This window comes from Thioclava sp. L04-15 (assembly GCF_002020275.1).
GTDB lineage: Bacteria > Pseudomonadota > Alphaproteobacteria > Rhodobacterales > Rhodobacteraceae > Thioclava > Thioclava marina.
The window spans coordinates 309,805-330,272 of the sequence record NZ_MPZW01000001.1 but is presented as its reverse complement, the minus strand read 5'-3'; the positions used below and the strand labels follow the sequence as shown (position 1 = coordinate 330,272).

Below are 20,468 nucleotides of genomic sequence, written 5' to 3'. Positions count from 1 at the left end.
GGGCCGTAAGTGAGGAATATGAAAGAGCTTCTGCGCAGCACGGACCCGGTGAAACTGGCCATGGCCACCGCCCTTCTCGAGGGCGAGGGTATAAGCACCTTTCAGCTCGACGTCCATACGAGCGTGCTCGAAGGCTCCTTGGGCATTCTGCCGCGGCGGCTGATGGTGCGCGACAGCGATCTGTTCATGGCGCAGGCGGTCTTGCGCGACAACGAGATCCGGTCGGACTGATGCAGGTCGCGCCGTTCACCCCCGAGGACCTGACCGAGGACGGCTTTCTGGGCGGGCGTTTGCGCATCGCGCAACCCCGTGCGGGCTATCGCGCGGCGATGGACCCGGTGCTTCTGGCGGCCGCCTGCGATACGCGCCCGGGTCAGTCGGTGCTGGAACTGGGCTGCGGGGCAGGGGTGGCGAGCCTGTGTCTGGGCTACCGTGTGCCGGGGCTCGCGCTGACCGGGCTCGAGCTGCAACCGGCCTATGCCGCGCTCGCCCGCGCCAATGCCGCGCGCAACGCGATCCCCTTCGAGGTGGTCGAGGGGGATCTCTCGCAGATGCCGCCCGATCTGCGTGCGCGCAGCTTCGATCACGTGATCGCCAATCCGCCCTATTTCGGCAGCTCGGACGGAACACCCGCCCTCGATCCGGGCCGCGAACGCGCACAGCGCGAGGCCACGCCGATCGCCGCCTGGATCGATGCGGGATTGCGCCGGCTCAAGCCCGAGGGCTGGATCACCATCATTCAGCAGGCGGACAGGTTGGCGGATCTGCTCGAAGGGTTGAAATCGCGCGCCGGAGCCACCACAATTCTCCCTATAGCTCCGCGGGAAGGTCGCGCGGCCCGGCGCGTCATCGTCACCGCCCGAAAGGGTGCACGGACGCCCCTGAAACTGCTTGCGCCGCTCGTGCTGCATGCAGCCCCCGAGCATTCACGGGATGCGGAGGATTTAACGAAAGTTGCGCGCGCAATCCTGCGTGATGGTCAAATATTGCCGATCTCGCGTTAACGCTTTCGCAAGATTTCGCGAAAAATCTGGGGATAAGGCATCTTTTCACGACAATCTCGTGACACGACTCAAATCCTGTGCTGCAATCATGATGCTGACAACTAGAGAGGAGACTGCCATGTCGCTTGGTTCGCATATCAACGAACTTCGCAAAAAACATGAGGCTCTGTCGATGGAGGTTGAGCGCGCTACGCGCCGCCCGAGTATCGACGATCTCGAAATCGCCCAGATGAAGAAGCAGAAGCTGCGGTTGAAAGAGGAGATCAACCGGCTCGAATCGGCCTGAGTTCAGGCCCCTCTCACGAATTTTCCGGGCCGCCCTTTTGGGGCGGCCCGTGGCATTTCAGGGTCTCGTTCAGACGCCCGGTTCCGGGCGGACCTTCCGACGCCCGCCAAGGGCCGCCAACCCCGCGCCCCCCGCGATCAGCGCCGCCGAGATCAGCAATGTCGCGCTCGCGGGTGCAATCCCCACCGCCACCAGCACCAGTGTCGAGACCAGCGGCGCGGCATAGGAGGCCGTGCCCAGAAGCTGGATATCCCCGCGCTTCACGCCGAGATCCCAGGTGTAGAAAGCCAGCCCCACCGGCCCCAGTCCCAGCGCCAGAACCGAGGCCCAGCCAAGCGCATTTTCCGGCCAGACGGTCGGCTCCAGCACCAGATGCGCCAGCCCCGACAGCACCGAGGTCGCGAGGCAATAAACCGCCACCGCCGCCGTCGGCACCGAGCCGAAGCGCCGCGAGAGCAGCGAATAGCTCGACCATGTCAGCGCGCAGACCAGCGCCAGCGCATAGCCGGGTAGCGCGCTCGCATCCGCCGAGAGCCCGCCGCCAAGGATCAGCGCCGCACCCAGAAACGCCATCGCCGCCCCTGCGATATGCCATATCGTCAACCGCTCCCCCGGCAGCAGCCCCGAGAACAACACGATCAGCAGGGGCCAGAGATAGGCGATCAGCCCCGCCTCGGCCGGGGGCGCGAGGCGCAGCGCCGAGAAATAGAACAGGTGATAGCCAAACAGCCCCGCCGTGCCCGCCGCATAGACCTTCCAAGACACCTCGCGCAATTGCCCGAGCGTGCCGGTGGCGATCAGCCAGATCACTCCGATCACGCCGCCGACCGCGAAGCACAACGCATTGAGCAGGAGTGGCGGCACCGGCGCCGAGCCCACGGTGAGCAAGGCGAGCAGCGCCCAGAGCAGGACGGCGCTGAAACCGATCGATGTTGCCTTGCCCCGCGTCATGTTGCCCCCGCGAAATGAAAGAGGCCCGCAAGATGCGGGCCTCGGGTCCGATTGCCAAGAGGCGAAATCAGACGAAATACTGACCGCCATTCGCGGTGATCGTCGAGCCGGTGATGAAGCCTGCGTCGTCCGAGGACAGGAAGACCACGCAGCGCGCGATCTCTTCGGGCTCGCCCAGACGGCCGACCGGGATCTGGCCGATGATCGCCTCGCGCACCTTCTCGGGCACCGCCATCACCATCTCGGTCGCGATATAGCCGGGGCAGATCGCGTTCACGGTGATGCCCGCGCGCGCGCCTTCCTGCGCCAGCGCCTTGGTGAAGCCCAGATCGCCCGCCTTCGCCGCCGAGTAGTTTGCCTGACCGAACTGACCCTTCTGACCGTTGATCGACGAGATGTTCACGATCCGGCCGAACTTGCGCTCGCGCATCTTCGCCCAGAGCGGATGGGTCATGTTGAAGATGCCGCTGAGGTTGGTGTCGATCACCTCGTTCCACTGCTCGCGGGTCATCTTGTGGAAGGGCGCATCGCGGGTGATGCCGGCATTGTTCACCAGCACGTCGATCGGGCCGACCTCGGCTTCGATCTTCTCGATGCCGGCGGAGCAGGCGTCGTAATCGGCGACCGACCATTTGTAGGTCTTGATGCCGGTTTCCGCGGTGAATTTGGCCGCAGCCTCGTCATTGCCGGCATAGTTCGCGACGACGGTGTAGCCCGCCGCCTGAAGCGCTTTCGAGATGGCTGCGCCGATGCCGCGCGACCCGCCGGTGACCAATGCAACTCTGGACATGATTCCTCCTCCAGGTGAAATTCCGTTGAAACGCTGTTACCGAAATTGAGAAAGGCGCGCAACATTGTTGCGCGCCTTTTTTGCTTTTGCAGCAATTTATTACGCGCTGACCTGTCGGATCAGAGCCCTTCGATGCACATTGCGACGCCCATGCCGCCGCCGATGCACAGCGTGGCGAGGCCTTTCTGCGCGCTCTGACGCTTCATCTCGAACAGCAGGGTGTTCAGGATGCGCGCGCCGCTCGCACCGATCGGGTGACCGATGGCGATCGCGCCGCCGTTCACGTTCACCTTGTCGGTATCCCAGCCCATGTCCTTGTTCACCGCGCAGGCCTGCGCCGCGAAAGCCTCGTTCGCCTCGATCAGGTCGAGATCGGAGGCTTTCCAGCCCGCCTTTTCCAGCGCCTTGCGCGACGACGGGATCGGGCCGCAGCCCATGATCGACGGATCGAGACCGGCGGTCGCGTAAGAGGCGATCCGCGCCATCGGGGTGAGCCCGCGCTTGGCGGCCTCTTCTTCGGTCATCAGCAGCACGGCAGCCGCGCCATCGTTGATGCCGCTCGCATTGCCTGCGGTGACCGAGCCATCCTTGGTGAAGGCCGGACGCAACTTCTGCATCGATTCCAGCGTCGCGCCGTGGCGGATATACTCGTCGCTGTCGACGATCGTCTCGCCCTTGCGGGTCTTCACGGTGAAGGGGATGATTTCGTCGGCGAATTTTCCGGCCTTCTGAGCGGCCTCGGCCTTGTTTTGCGAGGCGAGCGCGAACTCATCCTGCATTTCGCGCGAGATCTGCCACTGGTTCGCGACATTCTCGGCGGTCTGGCCCATATGGTAGCCGTTGAACGCGTCCCACAGCCCGTCCTTGATCATCGAGTCGATCATCTTCATGTCGCCCATCTTCTGGCCCGCGCGCAGATGCGCGACATGGGGCGACAGCGACATGCTTTCCTGGCCGCCCGCGATCACGATATCGGCGTCACCGCACATGATGTGCTGGGCGCCGAGCGCGACGGTGCGCAGGCCCGAGCCACAGACCTGGTTGATCGACCACGCGGCGGATTCGATCGGAAGACCTGCATTGATATGGGCCTGACGGGCGGGGTTCTGGCCCTGACCGGCGGTCAGGACCTGACCGAGGATGGTTTCCGAGACCTCGCCTTTCTCGATACCCGCACGGGCGACGACCGCCTCGAGCACCGCGGCGCCGAGATCATGGGCCGGGGTGTTGGCGAACGAGCCGTTGAACGAGCCGACGGCCGTGCGCGCGGCCGAGACGATGACGACATTTGTCATGGGAACCTCCTCATCACGTTAGGAGCCGGCGCCAATACGCGCCCGCTTGCTGCCGCGCAGCATGGCGGAAGCGGACGTGAGGTCAAGCCGAATCGCGCGGATCATCCGATTGTTAGCGCAATTTTATTGCGCAAATGGACGCTCAAACTCATGCAGTCTTTCGCCCCGAAGCTGATTGCAGCTCCCATGCCGGATGCACGGTGGGGGCGCCAAAATAAAATCCTTGCATGCAATCGACGCCCAATGTGGCCAGATAATCGGCATCGGCGCTGCACTCCACTGTTTCGGCCACGGTGAACATCTCGAAATGGCGCGCGATATCGAGCAGCGATTTCGTCAGCGCCTGATTGTCGGGGTCGATCGCGATGCCGCGGATGAACTGTCCATCGATCTTGAGGATGTCGAAGTAGAAATCGCGCAGGTATCGAAACGAGGTGTGGCCGGCGCCGAAATCGTCGAGCGCGAAGCTCACCCCGCGCGCCTGCAGATCCTCCATGAAGACCGTCACCAGCTCGGGCATGTGCATGGCCGAGCTTTCGGTGATTTCCAGGATCAGCCGGTCAGCGATGGTCTCGTCGATCGCCAGTCCGCGATTGAGCGCCTTCATCCAGCTCGGATATCCGATCGAACGCGCCGACATGTTGACCGCCAGGCGCAGATCCTCGCGTTCGAGCAAAGCCTGCAATCCCATCTCGAGCGCGATGCAGTCGAGTTTTCGTCCAAGCTCCGTCATCTCGACCGTCTCGATGAAATCCTTGGCCGGGATGATCCGTCCGGTGTCGTCGAGCACGCGGATCAACGCCTCGTAGAAGGCGGGCTGTTCGGGGCGTCGGGTCTGGATCACCGGCTGGTAGGCGAGCATGACATCGCGGCGCTCGATCGCGCGTCGGACCATGGAAATGGTGGCGCGATCCTGCTCCGCCACCGCGTAGCTCAGCGGGCTGTCGAGATCGGGACTGACCCCCTTGCCCGTTTGCGCCTCTCGATTCGTCATCTGTCCCTCCGACCGACACCGTTGCCGCCCACCATCGCGCCAAGCGGCTAAGAAGGTGTAAAGAGCGCCCGGCGTCGTCGCATTGAGGTTAATGGCCTGCGTGAGCACGGGGGCGTAAAGGGAATCGTAAGGGTGCGGGCGCTAGGCTCGCGACGAATCTTCAGGTGGTAGGATGCCGCGCGCCATGAAACCCGAGACCGATCCGAACGACCGCTTTGGCGGGGAAGTACCCTTCGCATTGCATGAGCTGTTCTATTCGCGCACCGACCCGCGCGGGGTGATCCGTGCGGGAAACGAGATCTTTCGCAGGGTCTCGGGCTATGACTGGTCCGAACTGATCGGTGCCCCGCACAAGCTCGTGCGTCACCCGGACACGCCTAAAGGCGTGTTCCGCCTGCTCTGGGACGCGATCCAGAAGGGCCATCCGATGGGCGCCTATGTCAAGAACCGCGCGAAGAACGGCGGCTGGTACTGGGTCTTCGCCGTCATGCTGCCGTTCGACGGCGGCTATCTGTCGGTGCGGCTCAAGCCGTCCAGCGCGCTCTCGGGCCGGATGCTGAAACTCTATTCCGAGATTGCCGCGCGTGAACGGGCCGAGGGGCTCGACCCCGAACAATCGGTGGCGATCCTGCGCAACCGGGCAGAGGCCGACGGCTATGGCAGTTACACCGCTTTCATGGCCCATGCGCTGTCGCTCGAACTGGCCGAGCGCGACCGCCAGCTTCGGCGCCCCGACGATGCGCGCACGCGCATGCTTGGCGAGATGAACGAGGCGATGGCGGAGCTGACGAAGGAGCAGATGGGATTGCTGCGCAGTTTCGAAGCCTTGCAATCCGTGCCCAACAACATGCGCATCGTGGCCTCCCGGCTGGAACCCTCGGGCGGGCCTGTCTCGGCGATTTCCGAGAACTACAAGGCCTCCTCGGTGGTGATCTCCGAGCGATTGCGTCAATTCGTGGTCGGGCGCGACAATCTCTGCGCGCAGATGGCCTGGCAAGTGGCGCGCGCGCTCTTTCTGCTTGGGTGCAGCCGGATCCTGCCCGAGATGAATCGCGGTTTCCGCGAGGAAGAAGCAAATGCGCAGATCGACCTGGAGGGGGAGCGGAGATTTCTCGCGCAGCTCGAAGCGAAAGGCATCGCGGATGCCCGCGCGGCAATGCAATCGGCCACCGATTTCGCCGCGCAGATGACGCAGCAAAGCCGCGATATCCGCCGCCAGATGCTCGGGCTCGATACGATCCGGGTGCTGGGGCGGGTCGAGTGCGGACGGATGCGCGATGCGAGCGAAGGGCTCAGCGCCACGATCGACCAGCTCGATACCTTCCACGACGATATCAAGTCCCGGCTCGAGTCGATCATGCGCCTGTCCGAGGGGGTGGAGCATTCGCTGATGCGCTACGTGCGGCTTGAACAGGCCGCGGCCTAGCGTCGCGACGCAGGGTCGGGACGGTGGCGGTGCGGCGGGGCCCGCAGTTCGCCCAGGCCGCCTGAATGACGCCCGATGCCGCCTTTATCTTTCGCGGGCTCGCGGGGCCAGCGGCGAGAGGCCGAGCGACGTGGGCCGACGATGGCGCGGGCCCCAAAGCGTTCGCCAGATGCGCTCCTGCCGCCGTGGAAATGCCGCCCGGGAGATCTCGGCCATACGGATTTCCCGCATCCGTTTGCCGCGATCGCCTCTGGCGTTCGCGGCCTCGGATCACCGGCTCGTGCCGCGACCCCGCTCTTCGGGCCGATACGCTTACTTGTCGTCGATCAGTGCCTGAATGACTTTCTTGGCCTCGGGCGAATCCCACTCCGCCCCGCCGATCATCCGCCCGACCTCATGGCCATTATGGTCGATCAGCACCGAGACCGGCAGGCCCAGCACGCCCATCGCGCGCGCGGCGAAATTCGCGTCGTCATGAAAGCGCGGCAGGACGTCGATGCCTTCCTTGTCAAAGAAGGAGGCGACTTTCTCGGGCGAGTTGGAGCCCCCCGTCGCGATCGTCAACACCGCGAAATCGTCGGGCCCGAACTCTTTTTGCAGCGCGTTCAGCGAAGGCATTTCCTCGCGACACGGCGGACACCAGGTGGCCCAGAAGTTGATCAGCACGACCTTGCCTTCGAACTCCTTCATCGAGTGTTCGGCGCCCGTCTCGTCGGTGAAGGAGAAGGGCGGAAGCGGCAGCGGCTTCGAATATGTGACGAGCGACTCCATCTGCCCATCCTTCACCGCATCAAGATCTGCGGCCTGCGCAACATTTGCACCCAGCGCCAGCGCCGTATAAAGGACGAGAAAACGTAACATATCGCCTCCGTAAAAGGGCCCAAACCATGACCGACGACACCGCTGAGAACAAGGCCTCCAACGCGATGTGGGGCGGGCGTTTCGCCGCAGGTCCCGACGCGATCATGGAGGCGATCAACGCCTCGATCGGGTTCGACCAGCGGCTCTACGCGCAAGATATCCGCGGCAGCCGGGCCCACGCAGCGATGCTCGCCGCGCAAGGCATCATTACTGATAAGGATGCCGAGGCGATCGGGGAAGGCTTGATCACGGTTTTGTCAGAAATCGAGGCGGGCGATTTTCCCTTCTCGACCGCGCTCGAAGACATCCACATGAATGTCGAGGCGCGGCTGAAGGAGATCGTGGGCGAACCGGCGGGCCGTCTGCACACTGCGCGCTCGCGCAACGATCAGGTCGCGACCGATTTCCGTCTCTGGGTGCGCGAGCAATGCGACGCCGCGATCTCGGGGCTCGACGCGCTGATCCGCGCGGCGTTGCGCCGGGCCGAGGAGGGCGCCGATTGGGTCATGCCCGGCTTCACCCATCTGCAAACCGCGCAGCCCGTGACCTTCGGCCATCACATGATGGCCTATGTCGAGATGTTCGCGCGCGACAAATCCCGCTTTGAAGACGCGCGCAAGCGGATGAACGAATGCCCGCTCGGGGCCGCGGCGCTCGCCGGCACCGGCTTCCCGATCGACCGTCATGCGACGGCCGCCGCGCTTGGCTTCGATCGCCCGATGGCTAATTCGCTCGACGCGGTCTCGGATCGCGATTTCGCGCTGGAATTTCTCTCGGCCGCCTCGATCTGCGCGGTGCATCTGTCGCGCCTCGCCGAGGAACTTGTGATCTGGTCCTCGGCCCAATTCCGCTTCGTCGCGATGTCGGACAAGTGGTCGACGGGCTCTTCGATCATGCCGCAAAAGCGCAACCCCGACGCGGCCGAGCTGATCCGCGCCAAGATCGGCCGCATCCTCGGGGCCTCGGTCGCGCTGTTCACGGTGATGAAGGGCCTGCCGCTCGCCTATTCCAAGGACATGCAGGAAGACAAGGAACAGGTCTTCGACGCGGCCGACAACCTGATGCTGGCGCTTGCCGCGATGGCGGGGATGATCTCGGACATGGTGGTCAATGCCGACAAGCTGGAGGCCGCGGCCTCGGGCGGGTTCTCGACCGCGACCGATCTGGCCGACTGGCTGGTGCGCGAGGCGGGGCTGCCTTTCCGCGACGCGCATCACGTGACCGGCTCGCTGGTGGCCATGGCCGAAGAGAAGGGCTGCGATCTGCCCGATCTGAGCCTGGCCGAGATGCAATCGGTCAACGCCGCCATCACCGAGAGCGTCTTCGACGTGCTCGGGGTTCACAACTCGGTCGCCTCGCGGCAATCTTACGGCGGAACGGCGCCCGATCAGGTGCGCGCCCAGATCGCTCGCTGGAAGGACCACCTTGGATGAGACTCGTGGCACCGTTCGCGTTTTTCGGCCTGCTCGGCGCCTGCGCCGCAGATCCGACATTGCATACCGATATTGGCCTGAATCGCGACGGGGTGCATGTCACCCCCGCCGCGACCGCGCGGGTCGGCATCATGACACTGTCGGTGACGCCATGACCAAGCCCGCCACGCTCGCGCTTCTCGCCCTTTTCGCACTCGCAGCCTGCGGGGTGGACGGCGAGCCCGTCCCGCCGTCGCAAGCGGACAGCGCGCAATCCCAGACGGCCCCGGCCCAGTAACCCGGCCCAGTAACCCCGGCCCAGCAATCGAGACCTCCCATGGATCATTTCCTCTATCGCGACGGTATCCTCCATGCCGAGGACGTGCCGATCCCCGAGATCGCGGCGGCTGTCGGCACGCCCTTCTACGTCTATTCGACCGCCACGCTGGAGCGCCATTTCAAGCTGTTCGAAGAGGCTCTGGGCTGGACTGATCACCTGATCTGTTTCGCGATCAAGTCGAACTCGAACCTCGCCGTTCTCAAGGTGCTGGGTGATCTTGGCGCGGGGATGGATGTGGTCTCGGGCGGTGAATATCGCCGGGCGCGGGCGGCAGGCGTTCCGGGCGAGCGGGTGGTGTTCTCGGGCGTCGGCAAGACCCGCGAGGAAATCGCTTACGTTCTCGAAAACGGCATCCGCCAGTTCAACGTCGAATCCGAGCCCGAGCTGCTGGCGATCTCGGAAATCGCCAGCAAGATGGGTGTCACTGCCCCGATCGCGCTGCGCGTGAACCCCGATGTCGACGCCAAGACCCATGAGAAGATCGCGACCGGGAAATCCGAGAACAAGTTCGGCATCCCGATCGCCAAATCCCGCGCCGTCTATGCCGAGGCTGCGAAGCTTCCGGGCATCGAGGTCGTGGGCATCGACGTGCATATTGGCTCGCAGCTGACCGATCTCGAACCTTTCGAGGCCGCCTTCCTCAAGGTCCGCGATCTCACGCTGGCCCTGCGCGAAGACGGCCACGACATCCGCCGTCTCGACCTTGGCGGCGGGCTTGGCATTCCCTATGAGCGCTCGAATTCCGCACCGCCCTTGCCCATCGAATACGGGCAGGTGATCCAGCGCACCGTGGGCGATCTGGGCTGCGAGATCGAGATCGAACCGGGCCGCCTGATCTCGGGCAATGCCGGGCTTCTCGTTTCCTCGGTGATCTGGCTGAAGGAAGGCGAGGGGCGCGATTTCCTCATTCTCGATGCGGCGATGAACGACCTCGTGCGGCCCTCGATGTATGGCGCGCATCACGACATCATCCCGGTGGTCGAGCCCGCAGCGGGCACGGAATCCGCCCCCTACGACATCGTGGGTCCGGTCTGCGAGACCGGCGACACCTTCGCCAAGGCGCGCGATCTGACGCCGCTTGGTCCGGGCGATCTGGTGGCGTTCCGCTCGGCCGGTGCCTATGGCGCGGTGATGTCCTCGGAATACAATTCCCGCCCCCTGATCCCGGAGGTACTGGTCAAGGGCGGCGAATTTGCTCTCATCCGCGCAAGACCGAGCTTTGAGGAAATGCTCTCCCGCGATACGATCCCGGAGTGGCTCTGATCCGTAGTCAGGGAATCGGGGCCGACGGATAGGGAGACATGCCGGTCAGGAACTGGTTCAGACGCAAGCCGCGCGACGGGGCGACGGTCGTGGATGGGGAGCTGATGCTCGTACCCTTCGCGCGTCCGATCGCCCTGACCCATGCGGGCTTGATGCTTGAACGCACGCTTCGTGCCTTCTGGCCCCTCCTGTCGCTGCTGGCCCTTGTCGCCACCGCCATCGCCTTCGCGCTGCCCGCCTATCTGGGCGCGCAATCGCGCTGGTTCTGGCTGGCATCGCTCGTGGCGGTGCTGATCGCGCTGGGCTGGGGCTTGTGGAAATTGCGCTGGCCCAGCCGCGCCGAGGCGATTGCGCGCCTCGATGCGACGCTTCCGGGGCGGCCGCTCTCCGCGCTCACCGACGAGATGGCGCTAGGGCAGGATGACCCCGCCGCCCGCGCGCTCTGGGCCGCGCATCTGCGGCGCATGGCGAAAGCGGCTCAGGCCGCCCGCGCGCCGCGCCCCGATCCCGATCTCGCCCGCCGCGACCCCTATGCACTGCGCATCACCGCGCTCACCGCTCTGGTGATCGCGATTGTCTTCGGCGTGCCGCAGCGGCTTTTGAACCCGACCGAGGGGCTGCCCGGAACGAGTGGATCGGCCGAGGCCGCGATGGGGCCGAGCTGGGAGGGCTGGGCCTCGCCGCCGCGCTATACCGGCAAGCCGGGGCTCTATCTCAACAAGGTCGAGGGCGACGAGCTGATCGTGCCCGAAGGCACCCGCTTCTCGATCCGGCTTTATGGCTCTGCGGGCGCGATCGGTTTTTCCGAGAGCGTCTCGAACCCCGCGGCCCTGCCCGAACAGGGCGCGGCGCAGAAAACCTCCGGGATCGAAACCCGTGAGTTCGAGGCCGTGCGCAACGGGGTGATCGCGATGAAGGGGCCGGCCGGGCGCACCTTCCACGTCGCCGTACGCCCCGACACCGCGCCCTCGATCAGCCTCGCGGGCACGCCCGAGCGCCGCGCCGATGGCAAGCTGAGCCTGCCGTTCACCGCGCAGGACGATTACGCCGTGACCTCGGGACGGGCGCTGATCTCGCTCGATCTGGCCAAGGTGGACCGCCGCTACGGGCTCAGGATCGACCCCGAGCCGCGCGACGATCTCATCTATGATCTGCCGCTGCCGATCTCGGGCTCGCGCGCCGAGTTCACCGAGACGCTGGTCGAAGACGCGGCCAAGCATCCTTGGGCGAACCTGCCGGTGAAACTGACGCTCGAGGTCGAGGACGGCCGCGGCCAGACCGGCAGCTCCGGCGTTCAGGAGATCATCCTGCCCGGCAAGCGCTTCTTCGACCCGCTCGCCGCCGCCCTGATCGAGGTGCGCCGCGATCTCCTTTGGTCGCGCGACAACCGCGCCGTCTCGGATCAGCTTTTGCGGGCGATCTCGAACCGGCACGAGGGCTTCATCAAGCGCGAGGAGGTCTACATGATGATCCGCCTCGTGATCGGCCGGCTCGACGACCCCGACCTCAGCCCCGAGGCGCGCGACGAGATAGCCGAAGCCCTGTGGAAAATCGCCGAACTGGTCGAGGATGGCGGTCTGGCCGATGCGCTGGCCGCGATGCAGCAGGCGCAGCAGAAGCTCTCGGAGGCGATCCGCAACGGCGCCTCGCAAGACGAGATCGAAAAGCTCATGCAGGAGCTGAAAGAGGCCACCGACAACTACATCCGCATGCTCGCCGAGCGTGCGCAGGAGCAGGATCAAGGCCCCGAATTCGGCCAGCAGAACCAGCCCAGCCAGCAGATCACCGGCGACCAGATCCAGCAGATGATGGACCAGATCCAGAAGCTGATGGAGGAGGGCCGGATGGCCGAGGCGCAGGAGCTCTTGGATCAGCTCGCCCGGATGATGGAGAACCTCAAGGTCCAGCAGGGGCAGGGCGGTCAGGGCGACATGCCCGGCGGTCAGGCGATGCGCGACATGCAGGACACGCTGCGCAAGCAGCAGGAGCTCTCCGACGATGCGTTCCGCAATTTGCAGGACCAGTTCATGACGCCCGAGGAACGCCAGCGTCAGGCCGAACAGCAGGGCCAGCAAGGTCAGCAGGGCCAGAGCCCGCAGCAAGGTCAGGGCATGCCGCAGGGCGAAGGCCAGCAGCAGGGGCAGGGCCAGCAGGGTCAGGGCCAGCAGCCGGGCGACCAGCAAGGGCAGGGCGAGGGGCAGGATGGCCAGGCCCAGCGTGACGGTCAGGGACAAGGCGACCAGCCCGGTCTCGAAGGCGGGCAGGGCGGTGTGGACGGCCAGAGCCTCGCCGATCGCCAGCGCGCGCTGCGCCGCGAGCTCGACCGTCAGCGCGGTCTGTTGCCGGGCTTCGGCAACGAGGCGGGCCAGCAGGCCGAAAAGCGCTTCGACGAGGCGGGCCGCGCGATGGATCAGGCCGAGGAAGCCCTGCGCGAGGGCGACAATTCCCGAGCGATCGACCGGCAGGCCGATGCGATCGAGGCGCTGCGCGAGGGCATGCGCGCGCTCGGTCAGGCGATGCGTCAGGATCAGGCGCGCCAGCAGGGCACCCCCGGAGACACCGGCCAACAGCAGTCGGGCCAGCAAGGCCAGATGGGCGGACGCGAGATGCCGCGCGATCCGCTGGGCCGTTCGCAGGGCGACGGCAGCCGTGTCGGCACCGATCGCGACATGTTGCAGGGCGAGGATGTCTATCGCCGCGCGCAGGATCTCCTCGACGAGATCCGTCGCCGCTCCGCCGACCGGCTGCGCCCCGAGGAAGAGCTCGATTATCTCAAGCGGCTGCTCGACCAGTTCGGGAATGCGGGCTGAGGGCCTGTCTCGCGGAGGCGCGCGATAAGCTGCGCTTATGCATTTGAGAGGCAGATAAGCGGAACTTATGCGCGGCCCGACACGAGGTCGGCGCGCCCCGGGACAGCCCGCGGCACGCTTATTCGGTTATCGGGGCCTCGCTGCCGTTATCGGGCTGGAGCCGAAGGATCGCCCCGCGCAGCTGCTGGTCGAGCCAGATCCGCCCCTCGTCCACGTTCACGACATAGGCCTGAAGCGGGATCTTGAGCGCGGGGACGCGCGACACGATCGTCGGCGCGAAGATGTAGAGCGCGGCGAGAAGCAGCGCGATCGCCATCACGAAGAGAAAACCCGCGCTGAACCCGCTTCGACGGCGCTTGGCCATCTCGGGCGAGAACTCGGCCACGCTGTCGCCCTCGCGATCGGAGGTGGCGGTCAGGGTCGAGTTGATCTCGTCGATATCGGGCAGGCGCTCGCGACCACGCGCGGCGCGGAGGTCGTCCTCTTCCTCGGCAAGGAGGTCGGCGACGCGGTCCTCCTCGGTTTCCTCGCTCAGGTCGCTGAAATCGAAGCGCGACTTGCGGGCCTGTGCGAGCTGGGCTGCGGCGGCTGCGGCGGCCTGCTCGGCATCGGCAGAGCTTTCGCCCTCTTCGAGGTTCATCTCTTCCTGGGTCTCGAGCTCGCTCACGCCCTCGGCGCGGCGATGGGCCGCTTCGCGCTCGGCCTCTTCGCGCAGGATCGACAGCAAGCCGTCGTCGAGCGCCTTGCGCGGGGTGACGCCGGGCTGCGGAGCCGGGGTGAATGCGTCGTCTTCGTAACTGTCCTCGGGTTCCGGCGGCACCTCGAGCACCGGCGCGGGCTGAGTGCCCATCATTGCCGAGATGGCGGAGGCAGCCTCATCCTCTTCAGGCTCAGGCTCAGGCTCAGGCTCAGGCTCAGGCGCCGTTGCGATTGGTTCCGGTTCGGGCGTGACTTCGGGCTCGGATTCCGGGGCGGGCGCTGCGGCGAAAGGCGCGGGTTCGACGTCCCATTCGTCGGGAATCGGATCGGGGCTTACCGGATCGGCATCGGCCTCCAGCATCGATTTGCTCGGCTGAAACCAGCCGTGGCCGCAATTCGAGCATTGCACATCGCGCCCACCTTCGGGAATGACCGCGTCATCGACTTCGTATTGCGCTCCGCAATTGGGGCAAACCAACCGCATTCTGTCCCACCCCTGCCCTTGTTGGTCGTTTGCTGTTCTGGCCAACAGTTGTCTTATGTTGTAGCAAGCGCTGGGCGAATGTCCAAGAAAAACGGGCGGAAAACTCGCTTGAAACGCACCAAATAAAGGGGCTGGCAGTGATCGAGCTGCAAAATGTGGCTATGAGCTATAGCGGGGCAGAGCTCTTGAGCGACATGAATCTGCATCTCGCACCCGGGTCGTTCCATTTCCTGACTGGCCCTTCGGGCGCAGGCAAGACGACTTTTCTCAAGCTGTGCTATGCGGAATTGCTGCCCTCGGCGGGGCATCTGTCGCTCTTTGGCAAGGACGTGCGCGCGATGAGCCGCGACGAGATCGCGGGCCTGCGTCAGCGTATCGGGGTCGTTCATCAGGATTGCCAGTTCCTCGATCACCTGTCGGTCGAGGAAAACGTGGCGCTGCCACTGACGGTGTCGAACCGCGCGCCCGACATGGATCAGCTGCGCGAATTGCTCAGCTGGGTCGGGCTCAAGCATCAGGCGAATGCGCGCCCGCCGCAGCTTTCGGGCGGCGAGCGACAACGCGCGGCGCTGGCCCGGGCGGTGATCATGTCGCCTGACGTGATTCTCGCCGACGAGCCGACGGGCAATCTCGACTGGGAGATGTCGCTGCGGCTGCTGTCGCTGCTGGTGGAGCTGAACCGGATGGGCAAGACGGTGGTGATCGCGACCCATGACCTGAACCTGATCCGCCAGACCAAGGCGCAGGTCTCCGCGCGTGTGCTGCGCATCGCGAACCGCCATCTGCAAGCGGCGGGGGCGGATCTGTGATGCGCACGACCTTCGCGATCCTGAGTGCCGAGACGACCGGGCCCGACCGGGTCGTGCCGCCGACCGGCTTCACCGCGCGTCTGACGCTGGTCACGGCGGCGGCGATGGCTTTCCTTGCGGTCTTTGCACTGGCGCTGTCGCTGGCGACGGGGCGGTTGGCCGATCGCTGGGCCGACAGCCTTGCGCGCTCGGCCACGATCCGGATCTCGGCCCCACCCGAGCAGATGGAGGCGCAGGTCGCCGCCGTGCAGGAGGTGCTCAAGACGACCCCGGGGATAGAGAGTTCACGGGTGCTGGACGACGCGGAAATGAAGGGGCTTCTAAAGCCCTGGTTCGGCCCCGACCTGCCGGTCGATGCGCTGCCGCTGCCCAAGCTGATCGCGGTGACCGAAACCGCTGAAGGCGTCGATGCCGAGGGGCTGCGGCTGCGGCTCCAGGCCGAGGCGCCCGGTGCGATCTTCGACGACCACACGCGCTGGCGCCGCCCGCTGGTGGCCGCGGCCGAGCGGCTCAGGATGCTTGGCCTGATGTCGCTTCTGCTGATCTTCGGGGCGATGGCGGGGATGATCACGCTGGCCGCGCAGGCGGCACTCGCGGCGAACGGGCAGGTGATCGCGACGCTGCGGCTCGTGGGCGCGAAAGACGCCTTCATCGCGCGCGCCTTCGTGCGCCGGTTCACCACGCGCGGGCTCATCGGCGCGGTGATCGGGGTGGTGCTGGGGATGGTGGCGGTCGCGCTCCTGCCTTCGGCCGATGCGGCGGGGGGCTTCCTGACGGGCCTGGGCTTTTCGGGGCTGAGCTGGTTCTGGCCATTGATCATTCCGCCGATCGCCGCGATCGTGGCTTTTGCCGCAACGCGTTTCGCCGCGCTGCGGATGCTGAGGAGAATTCGCTGATGGCCGACAAATCGCGCCTTCCCGGGAAGGCAACGCCGGTGACCTATGTGATGACGGCGCTCTACTATGTCCATATCGCGCTGGCGACGGTGCTGATCGGCGCCTGGGGGCTGCTGTTCCAGGTGCTGCCGCGCGGGCGCGAGGGGGTCCATCGCACGGCGAGCGTCTGGACGCAGCATCTGCTCGACATGGCGCGGATCTATCTGGGGCTGCGCTACGAGCTGCGCGGCACCCCGCCCACGGGCGACTGCATCGTGGCCGCGAAACATCAGAGCTTCTTCGACATCCTGATCCTCGCCAATCACCTGCCGCGCCGGGCCTTCGTGATGAAGAAGGTCCTGCTGCGCGTGCCGATCATGGGCTGGTTCGCGCATAAGGCGGGCTGCATCCCGATCGACCGTTCGAAAGGATCGGAGGCGATGAAGGTGATGCTCGAAGCGGTCGAGGAGGCGCGGGCGACGCATGGCCTCGGTCAGCTGATCATCTATCCCGAGGGCACCCGTGTGCCGCCCGGAGAGCGCCGCCGCTACAAGCAGGGGGCGGGCGTGATCGCCGAGGCCACGGGGCTGCCGGTGGTGCCCGTCGCGACCAATGCCGGTCTCTTCTGGTCGAAGCGGGGCTGGCCGATCCTGTCCGGGGTCGCGGTGACCGAGTTCCTGCCGCCGATCGAGCCGGACGGCAATGCCGCGGCGATGCTCAAGGCGATCGAGGCGGTGGTCGAGCCGCAATCGGATGCGCTGATGGCAGAGGCCGGGTTCAAGATCGGCTAAGGGCCCGCAAGGTGACGCGGGCGGGAGCCTCCGGCGGGGATATTTGAGCCAAGAGGAAGGAGATGGCGATGCGCTATCTCGACCGGATCGAGGATCTCGAGGCGATTTACGGCACGCCGGGGGAGGCGGCGGCGATCAAGGTCACGCCGCGCCTGACCCCTGCCTATCGGGCCTGGATCGAACGCTCGCGGTTTTGCGTGCTCTCGACGGTCGGGCCCGAGGGCACCGATGGCAGCCCGCGCGGCGATGACGGTCCGGTGGTGCACGTCGAGGACGAGGGAACGCTGTTGCTGCCCGACTGGCGCGGCAATGAGCGGATCGACAGCCTGCGCAATATCCTTCGGGATCCGCGGGTCTCGCTGATGTTCATGATTGCCGGGTCGAACACGGTGATCCGGGTGAACGGGCGGGCGCGGATCAGCGCCGATCCCGAGCTGGTGGCGCGTTTCGAACAGCAGGGGAAGCAGCCGCGCACGGTGGTCGAGATCGCGATTGCGGAGGTCTATTCGCAATGCGCCCGCGCGGTGATGCGCGCGGGGCTCTGGCGTGAGGGGGATCTCTCGGGAGGGTTGCCCACGGTGGGCGACATGCTGCGCGAGATCAGCGAAGGCGATTTCGACGGCGCGGGCTATGACCGGGACTGGCCGGGGCGCGCCGCCAGGACGATGTGGTGATCAGGCCGAGAGGCCCTTCGACCCCATGTCGAGGAATTTCTTGCGCCGCGCCTTGATCAGTTCGGCGGGCTTCTTGCCTTCGAGCTCGGCCAGCATCAGCGAGATTTCCGAGCCCACCGAGGCGATCGCAGCCTGTTTGTCGCGCTGCGCGCCGCCCATCGGTTCCTTGATGATGCGGTCGATCACGCCGAGCTTCTTGAGGTCCTGCGCGGTCAGGCGCAGCGCCTCGGCGGCTTCGCGCATCTTCTCGGCATCCTTCCACAGGATCGAGGCGCAGCCTTCAGGCGAGATCACCGAATAGACGGAATGTTCGAGCATCGCGACCCGGTCGCCGGTGGCGAAGGCCACGGCGCCGCCGGAGCCGCCCTCGCCGATGATCACCGACACGAGCGGCACGCCGATCTGCAGGCATTTCTCGGTCGAGCGGGCGATGGCCTCGGACTGGCCGCGCTCTTCCGCGCCTTTGCCGGGATAGGCGCCGGGGGTGTCGATCAGCGCCACGACCGGCAGGCCGAAGCGAGCGGCCATGTCCATCAGGCGGATCGCCTTGCGGTAGCCCTCGGGACGGGCCATGCCGAAATTGCGCTCGATGCGCGAGGCGGTGTCGTGGCCCTTCTCGTGGCCGATCACCATCACCGGCTTGTCGCCGAGCCGTGCGAGACCGCCCATCACCGCGTGGTCGTCGGCGAAGTTGCGATCGCCCGCGAGCGGCGTGAACTCGGTGAAGAGCTGGTCGATGTAATCCTTGCAATGCGGACGGTCGGGGTGGCGCGCGACCTGGCATTTGCGCCAGGGCGAGAGGTCCTTGTAGAGGTCGCGCAACATGCCCTCGGCCTTTTTGTCGAGGGCCGCAGCCTCTTTCTCGACATCCATCTCCTCGTTCTGCCGGGCGAGCGCGCGCAGCTCTTCGGCCTTGCCTTCGATTTCCGCCAGGGGCTTTTCGAATTCAAGATAGGTCATGGATCACTCCGCATCCGAAACTCGGGCCTGTATGTCTTGGTCGGGGGGGAAATGCAACGGGGCTCGGGCCGGGGGGCGGGGTCATGCCGCATATGCGAAGGTCGCCGGGGGTGATATGCTTTGTGCCTGAGGATACGCGCGCGCTGACATGAGGGGGCGAAGATGGCTTTTGATATCGAACTGAAACATCTGCCGGCGGTGCGTCTGGCCGGATTGCCACATTGCGGACCCTATCCGACGATCGGCCCGATCTTTCAGGAGTTGGCCGGGCTTATCCCGGAGCCCTCTTGGGTGGAGGTCGAGGGCGCGGCGATGATCGGCCATGACAATCCACGCGAGGTCGCGCCCGAGAAGCTGCGCTCGCATGCCTGTTTCATCGTGAGCGAGGGGTTCGCGATGGTGCCGCCTCTCGAGGAGATCCGTTATCCGGCGGGGAAATACGCGGTGATGACGGTGAAAGGGCCCTATGCGCAATTGCCCGAGGCCTATCGGTGGCTGTCGGAAGAGTGGTTCCCGGCCTCTGGCGAGCGGCACCGCGATCTGCCTGCCTTCGAGGCCTATCTCAACGACCCGTCCGACACGAAACCGGAAGATCTGATCACCGAAGTCCGGCTTGCCCTGAAGGGGTGAGTTGCGGGCCGCTTACGTTCGCGTCAAGAGGGCTGAACGGAGACGCCCCAGCCATGGGCCGGGGCGTTCCTCTTCCCTCATGCGGTCGGGCCTCCCCTCCCAACCACTCCGGGATCTCAAATCTTGCCGCGATTCGTTCGCGCGGGGCTTAATCTTTAATCATTTCGGCCTGTCTGACAATCACCTCGGCCTGTTTGATCGAAGCGATATCGACAAGACGACCCTTGTACACGGTCGCACCTTCACCACGTGCCTTGGCCTCTTCCATCGCGGCGAGAATCTCGCGGGCCTCGGTCACGGCCTCATCAGAAGGCGTAAAGACTTCGTTTGCAAGGGCAATTTGTTTTGGGTGGATTGCCCACTTGCCGACCATGCCGAGCGTGGCCGAGCGCAGCGCCTGCGCGCGGAAGCCGTCATCGTCGGAGAAATCGCCGAACGGGCCGTCGACCGGCAGGATGCCATGGGTGCGGCAGGCGGCGACGATCGCGGCTTGTGCCCAGTGCCAGGGGTCCGACCAGTATTTCGCGCCGTCCCGCAGCATGTAGTAGTTTTCCTGAGTCCCGCCGATACCGGTCGTCTGCATGCCCATGGAGGCTGCAAAATCGGCCGCGCCGAGGCTCATCGCCTGCAGGCGCGGCGAGGCGGCGGCGATCTCTTCGACATGGGCGATGCCCGCGGCGCTCTCGATGATCACCTCGAGCGAGATCTTCTTGGTGCGGCCCTTGGCGGCCTCGATCGCGGTCACGAGCGCGTCCACGGCATAGACATCGGCCGCGCAGCCGACTTTCGGGATCATGATCTGGTCGATGCGCTCGGAGCCTTCCTCGAGCAGTTCGACCACGTCGCGATACCAGTAGGGGGTGTCGAGCCCGTTGATGCGGACCGAGAGATATTTGGTGTTCCAGTCGATCTCGTGGCTGGCGGCAATGATGTTGCGGCGGGCCTGGGCCTTGTCGTTCGGTGCGACCGAATCCTCGAGGTCGAGGTTGATCACGTCGGCCGCGGAGGCCGCCATTTTCGGGAAGAGCTTGGTGTTCGAGCCGGGGCCGAAGAGTTGGCAGCGGTTCGGACGGGCGGGGGCGGTCGGTTGCAGACGGAAGCTCATCGGCGCGGG

22 protein-coding genes are annotated in these 20,468 nt (G+C 65.6%); 14 read left to right on the top strand and 8 right to left on the bottom strand.

Going from position 1 to position 20,468, the window contains the following annotated elements; translation table 11 throughout:
* Positions 1 to 18 precede the first annotated feature (18 nt).
* The 3 genes from BMI90_RS01675 (at position 19) to BMI90_RS01665 (ending at position 1,290) form a co-directional block, all read left to right on the top strand.
* The gene (locus BMI90_RS01675; RefSeq protein WP_038077279.1) at positions 19 to 231 is read left to right on the top strand and encodes a DUF2007 domain-containing protein; all 213 of its coding nucleotides are present in this window, start codon (positions 19 to 21) and stop codon (positions 229 to 231) included.
* Complete coding sequence (locus BMI90_RS01670; protein WP_078525316.1) at positions 231 to 1,004, top strand: methyltransferase; 774 nt, start codon at positions 231 to 233, stop codon at positions 1,002 to 1,004. Before BMI90_RS01675 ends, BMI90_RS01670 begins: the two co-directional genes overlap by 1 nt.
* Positions 1,005 to 1,122: 118 nt before the next feature.
* A complete protein-coding gene (locus tag BMI90_RS01665) occupies positions 1,123 to 1,290 on the top strand; it encodes a YdcH family protein (protein WP_078525314.1) in 168 nt (55 codons plus the stop codon).
* Between the two features lie 69 nt (positions 1,291 to 1,359).
* Here the strand turns inward: BMI90_RS01665 and BMI90_RS01660 are convergent, their stop codons facing one another.
* The 4 genes from BMI90_RS01660 to BMI90_RS01645 all read right to left on the bottom strand — a co-directional run bounded on the left by BMI90_RS01660 (position 1,360) and on the right by BMI90_RS01645 (position 5,320).
* Positions 1,360 to 2,241, bottom strand: a complete 882-nt coding sequence (locus BMI90_RS01660; protein WP_078525312.1) for an EamA family transporter — start codon at positions 2,239 to 2,241, stop codon at positions 1,360 to 1,362.
* A gap of 67 nt (positions 2,242 to 2,308) precedes the next feature.
* Positions 2,309 to 3,031: a beta-ketoacyl-ACP reductase gene (locus BMI90_RS01655; protein WP_078525309.1), complete on the bottom strand. Its 723-nt coding sequence runs from the start codon at positions 3,029 to 3,031 to the stop codon at positions 2,309 to 2,311.
* A gap of 119 nt (positions 3,032 to 3,150) precedes the next feature.
* Positions 3,151 to 4,326 carry an acetyl-CoA C-acetyltransferase gene (locus tag BMI90_RS01650; RefSeq protein ID WP_078525307.1) on the bottom strand — a complete coding sequence of 392 codons (1,176 nt, stop codon included), beginning with the start codon at positions 4,324 to 4,326 and terminating at the stop codon, positions 3,151 to 3,153.
* Between the two features lie 148 nt (positions 4,327 to 4,474).
* Positions 4,475 to 5,320 (bottom strand): EAL domain-containing protein, encoded by an 846-nt coding sequence (locus BMI90_RS01645; protein ID WP_078525304.1) that lies wholly within the window; start codon positions 5,318 to 5,320, stop codon positions 4,475 to 4,477.
* Positions 5,321 to 5,504: 184 nt separating this feature from the next.
* Here BMI90_RS01645 and BMI90_RS01640 point away from each other — a divergent pair, with 184 nt between their 5' ends.
* The gene (locus BMI90_RS01640; protein WP_078525302.1) at positions 5,505 to 6,746 is read left to right on the top strand and encodes a PAS domain-containing protein; all 1,242 of its coding nucleotides are present in this window, start codon (positions 5,505 to 5,507) and stop codon (positions 6,744 to 6,746) included.
* 312 nt (positions 6,747 to 7,058) lie between these two features.
* Here the strand turns inward: BMI90_RS01640 and BMI90_RS01635 are convergent, their stop codons facing one another.
* Positions 7,059 to 7,607, bottom strand: coding sequence for a TlpA disulfide reductase family protein (locus BMI90_RS01635; protein WP_078525300.1), 549 nt, complete (start codon positions 7,605 to 7,607; stop codon positions 7,059 to 7,061).
* A gap of 26 nt (positions 7,608 to 7,633) precedes the next feature.
* Between BMI90_RS01635 and argH the strand changes: the two genes are divergently transcribed.
* From argH to BMI90_RS01620, 5 genes are read left to right on the top strand one after another with little or no spacing between them, the layout of a single operon-like run.
* A complete protein-coding gene (gene argH, locus BMI90_RS01630) occupies positions 7,634 to 9,040 on the top strand; it encodes an argininosuccinate lyase (protein WP_078525297.1) in 1,407 nt (468 codons plus the stop codon).
* A complete protein-coding gene (locus BMI90_RS18675; RefSeq protein ID WP_158521684.1) occupies positions 9,037 to 9,195 on the top strand; it encodes a hypothetical protein in 159 nt (52 codons plus the stop codon). Before argH ends, BMI90_RS18675 begins: the two co-directional genes overlap by 4 nt.
* The gene (locus BMI90_RS19040) at positions 9,192 to 9,317 is read left to right on the top strand and encodes a hypothetical protein (RefSeq protein WP_281251060.1); all 126 of its coding nucleotides are present in this window, start codon (positions 9,192 to 9,194) and stop codon (positions 9,315 to 9,317) included. The genes BMI90_RS18675 and BMI90_RS19040 overlap by 4 nt, the downstream gene beginning before the upstream one ends.
* A 39-nt stretch (positions 9,318 to 9,356) precedes the next feature.
* A complete protein-coding gene (gene lysA, locus BMI90_RS01625) occupies positions 9,357 to 10,622 on the top strand; it encodes a diaminopimelate decarboxylase (RefSeq protein ID WP_078525294.1) in 1,266 nt (421 codons plus the stop codon).
* A 38-nt stretch (positions 10,623 to 10,660) separates the two neighbouring features.
* Positions 10,661 to 13,432, top strand: a complete 2,772-nt coding sequence (locus tag BMI90_RS01620; RefSeq protein WP_246831473.1) for a DUF4175 domain-containing protein — start codon at positions 10,661 to 10,663, stop codon at positions 13,430 to 13,432.
* Between the two features lie 118 nt (positions 13,433 to 13,550).
* Here BMI90_RS01620 and BMI90_RS01615 read toward each other — a convergent pair whose 3' ends face one another.
* Positions 13,551 to 14,615, bottom strand: coding sequence for a zinc-ribbon domain-containing protein (locus BMI90_RS01615; protein ID WP_078525292.1), 1,065 nt, complete (start codon positions 14,613 to 14,615; stop codon positions 13,551 to 13,553).
* A 137-nt stretch (positions 14,616 to 14,752) separates the two neighbouring features.
* On the opposite strand from BMI90_RS01615, the gene BMI90_RS01610 reads away from it, so the two are divergent.
* The 4 genes from BMI90_RS01610 (at position 14,753) to BMI90_RS01595 (ending at position 17,764) form a co-directional block, all read left to right on the top strand.
* Positions 14,753 to 15,424 carry an ATP-binding cassette domain-containing protein gene (locus tag BMI90_RS01610; protein WP_078525289.1) on the top strand — a complete coding sequence of 224 codons (672 nt, stop codon included), beginning with the start codon at positions 14,753 to 14,755 and terminating at the stop codon, positions 15,422 to 15,424.
* Positions 15,424 to 16,320, top strand: a complete 897-nt coding sequence (locus BMI90_RS01605) for an FtsX-like permease family protein (protein ID WP_078525286.1) — start codon at positions 15,424 to 15,426, stop codon at positions 16,318 to 16,320. Before BMI90_RS01610 ends, BMI90_RS01605 begins: the two co-directional genes overlap by 1 nt.
* Positions 16,320 to 17,090, top strand: coding sequence for a 1-acyl-sn-glycerol-3-phosphate acyltransferase (locus BMI90_RS01600; protein ID WP_078525282.1), 771 nt, complete (start codon positions 16,320 to 16,322; stop codon positions 17,088 to 17,090). The genes BMI90_RS01605 and BMI90_RS01600 overlap by 1 nt, the downstream gene beginning before the upstream one ends.
* Before the next feature lie 68 nt (positions 17,091 to 17,158).
* Positions 17,159 to 17,764, top strand: a complete 606-nt coding sequence (locus BMI90_RS01595; protein ID WP_078527150.1) for a pyridoxamine 5'-phosphate oxidase family protein — start codon at positions 17,159 to 17,161, stop codon at positions 17,762 to 17,764.
* Here BMI90_RS01595 and BMI90_RS01590 read toward each other — a convergent pair whose 3' ends face one another.
* Complete coding sequence (locus BMI90_RS01590) at positions 17,765 to 18,724, bottom strand: acetyl-CoA carboxylase carboxyltransferase subunit alpha (RefSeq protein ID WP_078525280.1); 960 nt, start codon at positions 18,722 to 18,724, stop codon at positions 17,765 to 17,767. It lies immediately after the preceding gene.
* Positions 18,725 to 18,886: 162 nt separating this feature from the next.
* On the opposite strand from BMI90_RS01590, the gene BMI90_RS01585 reads away from it, so the two are divergent.
* Positions 18,887 to 19,354 carry a GyrI-like domain-containing protein gene (locus BMI90_RS01585; RefSeq protein WP_078525277.1) on the top strand — a complete coding sequence of 156 codons (468 nt, stop codon included), beginning with the start codon at positions 18,887 to 18,889 and terminating at the stop codon, positions 19,352 to 19,354.
* Positions 19,355 to 19,502: 148 nt separating this feature from the next.
* On the opposite strand, the gene BMI90_RS01580 is transcribed toward BMI90_RS01585, so the two are convergent.
* The gene (locus tag BMI90_RS01580; RefSeq protein WP_078525275.1) at positions 19,503 to 20,459 is read right to left on the bottom strand and encodes an L-malyl-CoA/beta-methylmalyl-CoA lyase; all 957 of its coding nucleotides are present in this window, start codon (positions 20,457 to 20,459) and stop codon (positions 19,503 to 19,505) included.
* Positions 20,460 to 20,468: the final 9 nt, after the last annotated feature.

Excerpts from the sequence above, each read along its gene's own strand:
- BMI90_RS01675 (WP_038077279.1), top strand. The coding sequence starts at position 19 with ATGAAAGAGCTTCTGCGCAGCACGGACCCGGTGAAACTGGCCATGGCC.
- BMI90_RS01670 (WP_078525316.1), top strand. The coding sequence starts at position 231 with ATGCAGGTCGCGCCGTTCACCCCCGAGGACCTGACCGAGGACGGCTTT.
- BMI90_RS01665 (WP_078525314.1), top strand. The coding sequence starts at position 1,123 with ATGTCGCTTGGTTCGCATATCAACGAACTTCGCAAAAAACATGAGGCT.
- BMI90_RS01660 (WP_078525312.1), bottom strand. The coding sequence starts at position 2,241 with ATGACGCGGGGCAAGGCAACATCGATCGGTTTCAGCGCCGTCCTGCTC.
- BMI90_RS01655 (WP_078525309.1), bottom strand. The coding sequence starts at position 3,031 with ATGTCCAGAGTTGCATTGGTCACCGGCGGGTCGCGCGGCATCGGCGCA.
- BMI90_RS01650 (WP_078525307.1), bottom strand. The coding sequence starts at position 4,326 with ATGACAAATGTCGTCATCGTCTCGGCCGCGCGCACGGCCGTCGGCTCG.
- BMI90_RS01645 (WP_078525304.1), bottom strand. The coding sequence starts at position 5,320 with ATGACGAATCGAGAGGCGCAAACGGGCAAGGGGGTCAGTCCCGATCTC.
- BMI90_RS01640 (WP_078525302.1), top strand. The coding sequence starts at position 5,505 with ATGAAACCCGAGACCGATCCGAACGACCGCTTTGGCGGGGAAGTACCC.
- BMI90_RS01635 (WP_078525300.1), bottom strand. The coding sequence starts at position 7,607 with ATGTTACGTTTTCTCGTCCTTTATACGGCGCTGGCGCTGGGTGCAAAT.
- argH (WP_078525297.1), top strand. The coding sequence starts at position 7,634 with ATGACCGACGACACCGCTGAGAACAAGGCCTCCAACGCGATGTGGGGC.
- BMI90_RS18675 (WP_158521684.1), top strand. The coding sequence starts at position 9,037 with ATGAGACTCGTGGCACCGTTCGCGTTTTTCGGCCTGCTCGGCGCCTGC.
- BMI90_RS19040 (WP_281251060.1), top strand. The coding sequence starts at position 9,192 with ATGACCAAGCCCGCCACGCTCGCGCTTCTCGCCCTTTTCGCACTCGCA.
- lysA (WP_078525294.1), top strand. The coding sequence starts at position 9,357 with ATGGATCATTTCCTCTATCGCGACGGTATCCTCCATGCCGAGGACGTG.
- BMI90_RS01620 (WP_246831473.1), top strand. The coding sequence starts at position 10,661 with ATGCCGGTCAGGAACTGGTTCAGACGCAAGCCGCGCGACGGGGCGACG.
- BMI90_RS01615 (WP_078525292.1), bottom strand. The coding sequence starts at position 14,615 with ATGCGGTTGGTTTGCCCCAATTGCGGAGCGCAATACGAAGTCGATGAC.
- BMI90_RS01605 (WP_078525286.1), top strand. The coding sequence starts at position 15,424 with ATGCGCACGACCTTCGCGATCCTGAGTGCCGAGACGACCGGGCCCGAC.
- BMI90_RS01600 (WP_078525282.1), top strand. The coding sequence starts at position 16,320 with ATGGCCGACAAATCGCGCCTTCCCGGGAAGGCAACGCCGGTGACCTAT.
- BMI90_RS01595 (WP_078527150.1), top strand. The coding sequence starts at position 17,159 with ATGCGCTATCTCGACCGGATCGAGGATCTCGAGGCGATTTACGGCACG.
- BMI90_RS01590 (WP_078525280.1), bottom strand. The coding sequence starts at position 18,724 with ATGACCTATCTTGAATTCGAAAAGCCCCTGGCGGAAATCGAAGGCAAG.
- BMI90_RS01585 (WP_078525277.1), top strand. The coding sequence starts at position 18,887 with ATGGCTTTTGATATCGAACTGAAACATCTGCCGGCGGTGCGTCTGGCC.
- BMI90_RS01580 (WP_078525275.1), bottom strand. The coding sequence starts at position 20,459 with ATGAGCTTCCGTCTGCAACCGACCGCCCCCGCCCGTCCGAACCGCTGC.